Annotated in this window: 7 protein-coding genes; 3 read left to right on the top strand and 4 right to left on the bottom strand. The window is 65.5% G+C overall.

What is annotated here, in order from left to right:
- Nucleotides 1-30: 30 nt before the first annotated feature.
- Entirely contained in the window at nt 31-1,323 is a 1,293-nt protein-coding gene (locus B6V75_RS02540) for an HlyD family type I secretion periplasmic adaptor subunit (RefSeq protein WP_088718620.1), read from the top strand.
- Nucleotides 1,324-1,384: 61 nt separating this feature from the next.
- Here B6V75_RS02540 and B6V75_RS02535 read toward each other — a convergent pair whose 3' ends face one another.
- Entirely contained in the window at nt 1,385-3,868 is a 2,484-nt protein-coding gene (locus B6V75_RS02535; protein ID WP_088718619.1) for a penicillin acylase family protein, read from the bottom strand.
- A gap of 48 nt (nt 3,869-3,916) precedes the next feature.
- On the opposite strand from B6V75_RS02535, the gene B6V75_RS02530 reads away from it, so the two are divergent.
- Nucleotides 3,917-4,891, top strand: coding sequence for an NAD(P)-dependent oxidoreductase (locus B6V75_RS02530; RefSeq protein ID WP_341865708.1), 975 nt, complete (start codon nt 3,917-3,919; stop codon nt 4,889-4,891).
- Nucleotides 4,892-4,965: 74 nt separating this feature from the next.
- The gene (locus B6V75_RS02525; RefSeq protein WP_088718618.1) at nt 4,966-5,322 is read left to right on the top strand and encodes a YigZ family protein; all 357 of its coding nucleotides are present in this window, start codon (nt 4,966-4,968) and stop codon (nt 5,320-5,322) included.
- Between the two features lie 9 nt (nt 5,323-5,331).
- Here B6V75_RS02525 and B6V75_RS02520 read toward each other — a convergent pair whose 3' ends face one another.
- The 3 genes from B6V75_RS02520 to B6V75_RS02510 all read right to left on the bottom strand — a co-directional run bounded on the left by B6V75_RS02520 (nt 5,332) and on the right by B6V75_RS02510 (nt 11,807).
- Nucleotides 5,332-7,368 (bottom strand): bifunctional DedA family/phosphatase PAP2 family protein, encoded by a 2,037-nt coding sequence (locus B6V75_RS02520; RefSeq protein ID WP_088718617.1) that lies wholly within the window; start codon nt 7,366-7,368, stop codon nt 5,332-5,334.
- Between the two features lies 1 nt (nt 7,369).
- Nucleotides 7,370-9,976, bottom strand: coding sequence for a bifunctional lysylphosphatidylglycerol flippase/synthetase MprF (gene mprF / locus B6V75_RS02515; protein WP_088718616.1), 2,607 nt, complete (start codon nt 9,974-9,976; stop codon nt 7,370-7,372).
- 244 nt (nt 9,977-10,220) lie between these two features.
- Nucleotides 10,221-11,807, bottom strand: a complete 1,587-nt coding sequence (locus B6V75_RS02510; RefSeq protein ID WP_088718615.1) for an alpha-amylase family glycosyl hydrolase — start codon at nt 11,805-11,807, stop codon at nt 10,221-10,223.
- Nucleotides 11,808-11,936: the final 129 nt, after the last annotated feature.

Below are 11,936 nucleotides of genomic sequence, written 5' to 3'. Positions count from 1 at the left end.
CTCGCGAGTTTTTGGTGGGGGGAACCGAAAATGACCAAGACTTACCATGATCCGGCCCTGTTCTCGATCCGTGCGCGGATCCTGTTCGCGACGGCCTTTCTGGGCGCGCTGATCCTCGTCTTCGGCGGATGGGCGGCGCAGGCGAAACTCTCCGGCGCGGTGATTGCGCAGGGGCAGGTTGCGGTGAAATCGCAGCTGAAGGTCGTGCAGCACCCGGACGGCGGCGTGATCCGCGAGATCCGCGTGGAGAACGGCGATCTCGTGCAGGCGGGCGATGTCGTGCTGAGCCTCGACGACACGCAGCTGCGCTCGGAACTGGGGATCGTCGAGACCCAGATCCGCGAGCTTACCGGCCGCCGCGCGCGGCTCCTTGCAGTGCGCGACAGCGCCGTCGAGATCGTGTTCCCGGAGGGGTTCGATACCGCCGAGGAAACCGCCGCGATCGCGGATGGCGAGCGCCAGCTTCTGGCCCATGACCGGGCGATGCAGGACTTGCGCCGCGACCAGCTTTTGTCTCAGGTCGACCAGTTCGACGAGGAGATCCGCGCGCTCGAAGCGCAGCGCCACTCGAACGAGATCGAACGGCGTCTGCGCGGCGAAGATCATGCCCGGCTTGAGACGCTCCTGAAGAAGGGGTTGACCGAGAAAGGCGCGATCACCGAGATCGAGCGCGACATGGCGCGGCTCGACGGGGTCTCCGGAGAGATAGAGGCAAATATCGCGCGGGTGCGGGGCCAGATCAGCGAGTCGAACCTGCGCATCTTGGAACTGGATCATCAGGCGCGAACCGCCGCGCAGAAGGAGCTGCGCGACATCGACGCGCAGATGGCCGAACTGCATGAGCGCGCCGTGGCCGCGCGCGACCGGCTCTCGCGCACCGAGATCCGCGCGCCGATCGCAGGGGTGGTGAACGAGTTGGGCGTGCATACGGTGAACGGCGTGATCGCGCCCGGGGAGCGGGTGATGGCGATCGTCCCCGATGGCGAGCTGATCGTGGAGGCGCGGCTGCGCACCACCGATATCGACCAGGTCATGCCGGGGCAGCCGGTGCGGCTGCGCTTCACCGCGTTCAACCAGCGGACGACGCCGGAAGTGGCAGGCGAGGTGCGCGTCGTCGCGGCCTCGGCCACGAAGGACGAGAGCGGCGGTAACTACTATCTCTGCACCGTCGCACTGACCGAGGCGCCGGTGCTGCCTGACGGACGGGGCCTGCGTCCGGGGATGCCGGTGGAGGTGTTCTTCCAGACGGGGGAGCGCACCGCGATCTCCTACTTGCTCAAGCCGGTCGCGGATCAGGTGCAGCGCACGATGCGCGAGGACTGAGGGCGCTAGGACTGAGATTTGATCCGGGGCGGGCAAAGGTCCGTCCCCGTTTCATTATGGATCAGTTGGCCGCTTGCGCCGCGCCCTTCGGCACCAGATGGGTGATCCCCGTCGCCGCTGCCCGCGCCAGTGCCGGATCGAGCGACATCGGGATATATTCGCCCGAGCGCCACAGCTCTGACAGGTCGTCGTAATGGCGGCTCAGCGGATGGCCCGATTGCCCGGTCGAGATGATGAAGACCGAGCTGTCCGGATCGGCGAAATCGAGTACTTCGCGATAGCCCGCCGCATGGACATTGGCGAAGCGATCGGGCCCGTCGCCGCCCTTGGTCCGCCCGCGCATCAGGGTGAAATCGCCACCCGACGTCGATTGCCGGATATTCACGAACCATTTCAGCCCCGGCACCTTGCCCAGCACCGGATTGTCCTGCTCGGCGACATGCGCGTCGCCCCAGCGCCAGCTTTCGATATTCGGCCCGTATTTCTTCGACAGGTCCAAGAGCGCCGCGTCGAGCGATTGCCGCGCGATGTCGCTGCAGGTCTCCTTGGGCGCGGATTGGATGATGTCGCACCAATGGCTCGCGCCTTGGGTGTCGCGGAAGACGCGCTCGATGAACAGCGGCTCCAGGTGGTCGAATTTCTTCGCCAGCGGACCCAGCTCGTCGCGGATCAGCCGGTTTTGCAATTCGCGCATCCAGGCGGCGTAGATCAGCGGCTCGGGCAGATGCTCGGACATCTCGCCATCCCAACTCGCCAGCATCTCCAGCGCGCGCTGACGCATCCGCTCGGGCGTGCCGTCAGGCGCGGGATCGCCGGTATACCACAGGTTCGCACCGACCAGCGGCAGCAGGCCGCGCGCGGCGGGCGAGACGGTATCGAGCTGCGCCGAGATGAAGCTGTCGCGCGAATGCACCTCGCGCTCGCCCATCAGTTTCGACAGGCGCTGGATGCGCTGCGTGTCGCCCCAGTGGAACGAGACGTTATAGGGGAAGGGCCGGTCCACCGTCTTGTTGTTGGTGTTCACGACGATGCCACTTTTGGGCTCGACGAATTGCGGATTGTCCTTGAAGGGCAGGGCGCCTTTCCAGCGATTTTCGGGTTTCCAGCCCGCGTTGGGCATCCGACCCTGCGTGTCATTCGCCCGGTCGCGCAGCGGGATTCTCCCGGCGGTGACCAGCGCCACACCATCCTTGTCGGCCAACGTGATATTCTGTGCAGGCGCCACGATCTCTTTTGCGGCGTCGAGCGCCTGCGGGATCGATTTCGCCCGCATCAGGTCCATCGCGCCGGTCATCGTGGTGTCTTTCGGATCGAAGGCCGTCCAGCTGAGCGACATCACCGAATGGGGCGGCGTCACCGTCGCCAGATCGAAATGGCTGCCGGGCAGAACCGGGCCGTTATCGGTCCAGCGCAGGGTGAGTGTCACGGGTTTCGCGTCCTTCACCTCGACGATCACCCGCTTGGTCTTGAAATGCTTCCAGCCATCGGGCGTGCGGTATTTCGTCGGATCGTCGGGGTCAATTTCCTCGATATGCAGGTCCTGATCGTCGACATAGGCCGTGGTCAGCCCCCAGCCCAGATCCTTGTTGCGGCCCGACAGCACGAGCGGCATTCCCGGGATCGTGCCGCCGATCACGCCGCCCGATTGCAGTTGCAGCCGCGCGAGATACCAGATCGAGGGCGCGGTGAGCCCAAGATGCGGATCGTTGGCCAGAAGTGCGCCGCCCGCGGCCGAGCGGTCAGGCCCCGCGGCCCATGCGTTGGACGCCCCGGCAGAGCCGCGCTCGGGGAAGGGCGAGAACGCGCCGGGCGCGCCGTTCTCTGCCGTCTGGATGCCTTTTTGCATTGTCGGGAACAGGCTGGCGTAATCGGGCAGCGCGGCGGTCGCCTGTTGCGGATCGTCGGGCATGATGTCGCGCACGAGATCCTTTCCGGCGAGCGAGACGCGGGCGCGCAGCACCTCGTCCTGCAGCTGGTTCGACAGCTGCACCGCCATCAGCTTCATGATCGCGAGCGAATCCGCGGGCGTCCAGTAGGAGATCTTGCTGTCAAAAAGGAAAAACTCCGGCGCACCGCGCCCCATCGCGCCCTCGTTGACGATCTGGATCCACTGGTTGACGCCGCGCGCATAAGCCTGAAGCGCGGCCTTGGTGTAATCGTCCTGCGATGCCACCGAGTCGACCGCGGCCTGATAGAGGCCCAGTCGCCGCATCAGCTCGTCGGTCTTCAGCGTCTCCTGCCCGAATACCTCCGACAGCCGCCCCTGCACCGTGCGGCGCATCAGCGTCATCTGCCAGAGCCGGTCCTGCGCATGCGCCAGACCGAGGGCGAAGAACACGTCCGGGTCATTCCTGCCGAAGATATGCGGCACGTCCTCGGTGGAGCGCACGATCTCGACCGGGGCGGTGAGGCCAGTGACCTTGTAGGTCGCGTCGTAATCGGGCAGCGAGCGCGAGGCGAAGAAATAGATCAGACCCCCGATGAGCACCACGCCCACGATCGCGGCCATGATCAGCCGAACGCCCCATCGAAATGCCTTGTACATCGAGCCCTCTGCGCGCCTCACCCGGAATCCCTCCGACCGGCGCATGAGTTGACGCGCCGGGATGGCGCGTTACTAGTTGAGCCCGACGCTACAATCAACGCGCTCGCGCTTCACGGGGCGCGGTTTCGTATTCACGCAAGGGAGAGGTCGATGGCGAAAGTTGCATTTCTGGGGCTTGGGGTGATGGGTTATCCGATGGCGGGGCATCTCGCATCGGCGGGCCACGAGGTCACGGTCTATAACCGCACGGTCTCCAAGGCCGAGAAATGGGTGTCCGAACATGGCGGTTCCGCCGCGCCCACGCCCCGCGAAGCGGCCAAGGGCGCCGATTTCGTGATGTCCTGTGTCGGCAACGACGACGATCTGCGCGAGGTCTGCCTTGGTAAGGACGGCGCGTTCAAGGGGATGAAAACCGGCGCGGTCTTCGTCGACCACACCACGGTTTCGGCTGCCGTGACCCGCGAATTGGCGGGCGAGGCGGCTGGCCACGGCGTGGCCTTCATCGACGCGCCGATCTCGGGCGGGCAGGCGGGGGCCGAGAACGGTCAGCTGTCGGTGATGTGCGGTGGCGATGCGGCGGCCTATGACAAGGCCGAGCCGGTGATCGACGCCTATGCCAAGATTTGCCGCCGTCTGGGCGAAAGCGGCGCCGGGCAGGTGACCAAGATGTGCAACCAGATCGCGATCGCGGGTCTGGTGCAGGGCCTCGCGGAAAGCCTCCACTTCGCCGAGAAGGCCGATCTCGACATCGCCGCCGTGGTCGAAGTGATCTCTCAGGGCGCGGCCGGCTCGTGGCAGATGGCGAACCGCTACGAGACCATGGCGAAGGACGAATTCGACTTCGGCTTCGCGGTGGACTGGATGCGCAAGGATCTGGGCATCTGCCTGAAGACCGGCGACGAGATCGGGGCCTCGCTGCCCGTCACCGCGCTGGTCGACCAGTTCTACAAGGACGTACAGGCGATGGGCGGCAACCGCTGGGACACGTCCTCGCTGATCGCCCGTCTGCGCAAACTGGGCTGAGCGGGCAGGGCGGCGGGCCATCGGGTCCGCTGCCCGCCCTTGCCGCTTCGGCGCTTGGCCCATAAACCTGCGCCATGCGCATCCTCGAGAACATCATCAGCGACCGCGGCTCGAAATACGCGGTTTCGGGCGGGCCTTGCACCTCCGAGGAGGAGGCCAAGGCCTTCGTCAAGGAACTCTGCCGGAAAAAGAAATATGCCAAGGCGACGCATAACACCTGGGCGCTTCTGACGGCAGACGCTCCGGTTAAAAACGACGACGGTGAGGCAGGCGCCGGCATGGTGATCCTGCGGATGCTCGAGCGCGAAGAGCTCTATGACCACATCATCGTCGTCACCCGCTGGTTCGGCGGCAAGCATCTGGGCGGCGACCGATTCCGTCATGTGCAGGAAGCGGTTCGCATTTATCTCGAGGATCTGCGCGCAGGCTGACATGCGCGCTTATCGCAGCGCCAGAACCGGGATCGCCGACGCGTCAGTGCCGGAGATATGGCCGACCGTCTTGGCCCCGCCGCTCTGGCTCAGCGCCTTCACAACGTCAGAGGCCAGCGGCCCCGCCGCCGACCCGTCGCTCGGCACCAGCCCGTCATCGCGAGTGATCGCCCCCATCCAGAGCCGCGCGCCGGACGCATCGGTATAGCGCGTCTGCCACATTCGCAGCCGCGGCAGCTCGTCGGTCGCGTCACCCTCCGGAACGCGGGTGAAGCCAAGCTCGCTCGGCTTGTTGTTCCAGAAAAGCGGTGCGAGGGCTGCTCCGGGGCGTATCGTGTCGCGCACCGCTCCGAAGGCCGCGCCCGCCAGCGTCTTCAGCGTCACCGGATCGGCGCGCTGCCAGCCGATGGATGTCAGCGCCGCGGTAATCTGATCGGTGTTCGCCGCCCACATCCCGAGCGAAAGCGGGAACTGTTGCTCCGCATCGAGCGTCTGCGCCATCAGCGGCGCGTCGCTCAACGCCTGCGGCTCGGCCCCTTGGGCGATCACGATCAGCGGCTGCGCGACGGGCGGCGGGTTCAGCGCCTTGGAGTAGTCGCGCACCCGAACCATCGTGAAGCCCATAAGCGCGAGCGTCACCACCCCGATCACGCCGATCTGCCAGCGCGGTCGCGTGCGCGGCGCCCCCGCCCAACGCGGATAAAGCCACTCGGCCACGGCGATGCCCACGAGAAGGCATAGCGCGCCGAGAAGCCAGCCGCCCATCACGTCGCTCAGGTAATGCTCGACAAGGTAGAGACGGCTCAGCCCGATCAGCCCGGCGAACAGGAACGCCAGGAAGCTCGCGCTGAGTGCTCCGATCCGGGATAGCCGCCAGAGGAGGAAGACCAGCATCCCGTAAAAGGCGACAGAGAGTGTCGCGTGGCCGGAGGGAAAACTGCCCGAGGTTTCGTGGAAATAGCCGAGGATCGAACGCGGCCGCCCGAAGCCGGCCTTCAGGATTATCACCGAAACCAAATCGAGTCCGAGCGAGACCACGAGCCCCGTGGCGAGATCGAAGCGGCGCAGCCACGCGAGCCAGACGAGGGCCAGCACGAGCAGCGCGGCCACGAGCTGCGTATCGCCGAGCGCGGTGATCCAGGTGAAGACCTGTATGAGACCCGGCGTCCAGAACAGCCGCATCAGAGCCGCCAGCCGTGCGTCGATCTGCACGATCGGGTCGCTTTGCAGGAAATCGAGCGACAGCCCGACCAGCACGGAGGCGAGGTAGAGGAAGGCCAGTGCGAGAAGGCTCAGCGGCAATCCGGAGAATTTCGTCCGGTCGAGCCTGCGCGCGATCCAGGCCGCCGTTTTCGGATGGCGCCCGCCCCAGCTGTCGATGCGGGGGTGGCGCGCGATGTCGTCCATCAGACCGCCCGCCATCGCAAGGAGATAGGGCACCGCTCGGTCGAGTCGGCGCAGAATCCAGAAAAGCACCGCGGCGATCACGACAATGCCAAGCACGAACAAGGTGTTGCGCGTCATCATCGGGCTGAGCTGGGCGAAACCCGCGCCAAGCGCATAACCGAAGCCGACATGGAAGACAGCGTAGGGCAAGCCGCTCAGCAGGTTCCAGATCCGGAAGCGTCGCGTCTCCATCCCGGCGACGGCGGCGGCGAAGGGAACGAAGCCCGCGACGGGACCGAGGAAACGCCCCATGACGATCGCCAAGCCGCCATGGCGGGCAAATAGCTTCTCCGCGCGTCGATAGGCGGCCATGCCTTCGACATTCCAACGCCCAAGCATGCCGCGCCGTGCATGACGACCGAGCCAGAAGGTCGCCTCGCCGCCGAGCACCGAGCCGATCGCGACGAACCACAGCAGGTCGAGCAGGTCGAGCATCCCCCGCTGAACCATCACCCCGCCGGCGTCGACGAGAAGCGTTCCCGGCAGGAACAACCCGGTTGGCAGGAAGGCCTCCAGCCCCGCCGCGGCCCCGATCACCCAGTAGCCGAAGATCCCCAGAGCGGCGAGATTCGGGAGCACTTGGTGGATGGAGTCTAGCATGTCAGTCCTTTGTCAGCAGGTTGCGCGCACCGCCGGAGATCAAGAGCGCGATCTCGGTCAGCGCGAGATAGGGCGAGGTGCCGGGCGGCAGCGCCACGTAATGCGGCCGCCATTCGGGGCGGAATTTCTGTTTGAACCGGCGCAGCCCCTCGAAATTGTAGAAGCTTCCGCCGTGACGATAAATCAGGTTTCCCACCCGGCTCGTGAGCCGCGCGGAGGCGCGATCGGGCAGCCCCGCCAGCGGTGCGAGGCCGAGGCTCAGCTCGGTCGCGCCGCGATCGCGCAGTGCCTCGATCAGGCCGAGGAACAGGAATTGCATGACGCCGTCGGCGGCTTCCGGGCGATATCGCATCAGGTCGATCGCGAAATGTTGCGCTCCGTTGCCGCCCAGAAGGTTCGCGAAGCCTAGGATCTCTCCCTCGCAGCGGATCAGGGCGATCTCGCAGTGGTTGAGGTAGCGCGGATCGAAGCGTCCGATCGAGAAGCCTTTCTCGCGGCCTTTCTGACCGGCGAGCCACGCATTGGAGATTTCCTGCAGCGTCGACAGCAGCTCGGGCGCATGCGGCGGGGCGGCGAGTTCGAGCGTGTATCCTTCGCGCAGGGCGCGGTTCTGCTCGGCCCGCATCGTTTTGAATTTCGACCCCGAAAGCGAGAACTTCTGCAGGTCGATCACGGCCTCTTCGCCGATCTTGTGCAGCGCGTAGCCCATCTCGATCCAGAGTGGCAGATTGCGCGTCGAGACCTCGTAGAAGACGGGGGTGAGCCCCTCGCTCACGGCGCGTTCATGAAACTCCCATGCCAGTTGCCGCGCAACCTCCGGCGGGCCGACGGGATCACCAAGGACGACCCGCATCCCGCCGCGCTGCGCATACATCAGGAAAGCGGAGCGGTCGGGGGAGAACATCACGCATTTGTCGCCCGTCAGCGCGAACCAGCCCTGCGGCACGTCCTGCGCGGCGAGGATCGCGGCGACCGAGGCATCCTGCTCGGGATCCACGGAGAAGGCGAAGTGGCGTATCGGGCGCAGCATCAGCCAAAGCAGGAAGCCCAACAGCAGTGCGCTGATCAGAAGACCTGCGCGAAGCGCCCGCGGTGTCGGCGAACGTGCGGTGAAATCGAGCCAGAGCGCGTTCGAATAAGGATGCGCGGCATAGGCGAGGAAGAAGAAAACCGCCGCCGAGGCCACCATCCCAACGATCACAGCCAGCCAGAGCGGGCCGTAGCCCCCTTCGGTGAGCGCGACCTGCCGGTGGAATGCGCGGCGAAACGGCAGAAGCACCAGCGCGGCAAGTGACAGGACGATGGCGTTGTCGATGTCGAGATCGGCCGCCAGCACCGAGATCACACCGAGCACGAGCCCGGCGAGCGCCAGCCAATAGGCGAGCCGCACCCGGCGAACCAGACCATGCGAGAGGACGATCAACAGCACGCCCGCCAAGGCGCAAAGCTGGGTGCCGCCCTCGGCCAGAACCGCCGTGATCAGCCCCGGCTCGCCGCCTTGCTGTCCCAGTACGGGCATCAGCGCGACGATAACCATCCAGAAACCGAGGCCAAGCACCGCGACCCCGGCGATCCTTGGCGCGATACCCTCGATGCCGCTGATCACCGGGCGCATCGGCTCGGATATCTCGCCGAAGACACGGGTGGCCCAGCCGCCTGCGAGACGCGCCTCGTTCAGCGAGACCACCACGAAGGCGATCACGAAGGGCAGCAGGAAATAGATCATCCGGAAGGCCAGCAGGCCCGCCGCGGCATCGCCGAGGGGCACGCCCGCGGGCAGGGCGGCGATCACCACCGTCTCGAACACGCCGACCCCGCCGGGCACGTGACTGAGAATGCCGACCATGCTGGCCGCAGCGTAAATCGCGACGAAGCTCGCGAAAGGCGGCGTGCCTGCGGGCATCAGCACCCAAAGCGCGCCCGCCGCCATCGTCGAGTCGAAGAGCGCCACGCCGAGTTGCCCGACAAGGATACGCGGGGCCGGCATCGCGATCTCGCGGTCGCGGATGCGCAGGGCGCGCCCCGTATAGGACAGGTAGAAGGCGCCGCCCAGGATCAAGGCCGTCGCGGCCAGCGCGCCGACGCGGATCAAGGACTCGGGCGCCGAGATGACCCCGGCGAGCGCAGCAGGATGCACGGAAAGCGCCAAAACGCCCACCATCGTCAGCCCGAGCCCCATCGCGATCGCGATATAGGAGGACAGCGCCGCGACCTCGAACGCGTTCAGCCCGGCGGCGGAATAGATGCGGTAGCGCACGGCGCCGCCCGAGATCACGCTGATCCCGACCGTGTTGCCGAAGGCGTAGCCAAGGAACCCGCCAAGCGCGACGGTGCGCAGGGGCAGCTTTTTGCCGAGGTAATGCAGCGCCCAGAAATCATAGCCGACAAGCGCCACGTAGCCCAGCGAGGTCGCCCCCACGGCCGCGCCGAGCGTGGGCCACGGCGTCGCCCTGATCTGCGCGATTACCTGGCGCACGTCGATGCTGGCGAGCAGATGATGCAGCGCCCAGAGCCCCATCAGGAACAGCAGCAGCCCCAGCGCGATCGGCCAGAGTATCTTGACGCGCGACGAGGCAGGGGCGGCTTGCGCCGGATCAACGTGAACCATCTTGTATTTCCAAGTTTTTCCAATCTCTGGCGGAACGATCGCAGAAGGAATTTATGTCCTTCTTAAAATTCCGTAAGAAATCGCTTCCGATGGCATCTTATCGACCGAGACGGCGCGGCTGACCAGAGGCAGAACACCGGAATGCGAACGGCGTCGAGAGCAAACGCTCCCGACGCCGTCGCGGGTCCGAGACGTGGCGGCAGGCTGCAATTCGGGGCCCGCGCGCCGCGTTTTTCCGGTTTGGTTAGATCTTCAGCCAGGCGGCGCCGTTCGGGCCGAGCGACAGGGTGCCGTCCTCCAGCGTCGCGGCGAGGCAGGGGCCGACAAGCTCCCCGTCCGCTTTGAGCGTCACCGGATCCGGGCCGAGGTTGAAGTAGCAGGCGAATTTCGTCTCGCCATCGTCGCGGATGAAGCCGAGGATCGGGTCCGGCAGGTCGAGGAAGGTCGACGCGCCTTTGCGCAGCACCGGGTTTTCCTTCCGGAAGGCCAGCACGCGACGGTAATAGGCCAGCACCGAGTGCGCGTCGGCCTCCTGCACCGAGACCGCCCGGGCGGCTTGCGGCGGTTTCACCGGCAGCCACGGCTTGGCCTTGGAGAAGCCCGCATTCGTGCTTTCGTCCCAGACCATCGGCGTGCGGCAGCCGTCGCGGCCCTTGTTCTCGGGCCAGAAGCGCAGACCGGGCGGGTCGGTGAGCTCGTGATATTCCATCTCGGTCTCGGTCTGGCCGAGTTCCTCGCCCTGATAGATGCCGATCGTGCCCTGGAACGACGCGAGCATCGCGATGGCCAGCCGTGCGATGCCGTCCTCGGTGCCGTATTTCGCCCAGCGGGTCACATGGCGCTGCACGTCATGGTTCGAGAAGGACCAGCTCGGCCAGCCATCGGGGGCATTCTCGAAGAAGCCTTCGATCTTGCCGCGGAAATGCGCGGGCGAGAATTTCGGCCCCAGCATGTCGAAGCTGTAGGCCATGTGGAGGCGATCGACGCCGCGCGTGTATTCCTCCATGAGCCCGAGCGCGCGATGCGGCGCTTCGCCGACTTCGCCGATCAGAGTCCGGTCTTCGTATTCGTCCATCACCACGCGCATCTTCTTGAGGAAGGTGATGTTCTCGGGGCGGTTCTTGTCGAACTCGTGATCCTGCATGTCGTAGGTCGAGACCGGCGGCCAACGCTCCGGGTCGGGTTCCATCGCCGGGTTGTCGCGCAGCTTGGGGTCGTGGAAGTAGTAATTCACCGTATCGAGCCTGAAGCCATCGACGCCGCGATCGAGCCAGAAACGGAAAATGTCGAGCAATTCCGCCTGCACCTCGGGATTGTGCAGGTTCAGGTCGGGCTGTTCGATGAGGAAATTGTGCAGGTAATACTGGCCGCGCTCGGGGGCGTATTCCCAGGACGAGCCGCCGAACACCGCCTGCCAGTTGTTGGGCGGGCTGCCGTCGGGCTTGGGATCGGCCCAGACATACCAGTCCTTCTTCGTACCGCCTTTCTTGGAGTCCTTGAACCACGGGTGCTGATCGGAGCTGTGCGAGATCACCTGATCGATCACGACCTTCAAGCCCAGTTCATGCGCCCGCGCGACCAGCGCGTCGAAATCCTCCAGCGTGCCGAATTGCGGATCGATACCGCGATAATCGGACACGTCATAACCCATATCGGCCATTGGCGAGGTGAAGATCGGCGACAGCCAGATCGCATCGACGCCCAGCGAGGCGACATGATCGAGCCTGCGCGTGATCCCCTTGAGATCGCCGATCCCGTCGCCCGAGTCGTCTTGAAAGCTACGCGGATAAATCTGGTAGATAACCGCTCCGCGCCACCAATCCTTCGCCATGAATCGCTCCTCTTTCAGTTTCCTGTTGCCCGTTAACGCGGCAAGGGTAGACTTGTTAGCGCAAACGGCAACAGCTGCTCAGATGGTTTCTACGCCGTCGCTTGACCTTGAACAGGGGGCGGCTCATCA

The sequence above is a fragment of the Thioclava sp. F1Mire-8 genome (genome assembly GCF_002213165.1).
Classification (GTDB): domain Bacteria; phylum Pseudomonadota; class Alphaproteobacteria; order Rhodobacterales; family Rhodobacteraceae; genus Thioclava; species Thioclava nitratireducens.
Note: the sequence above shows the minus strand (reverse complement) of the source record. Positions and strands in the feature narration are given on the sequence as shown.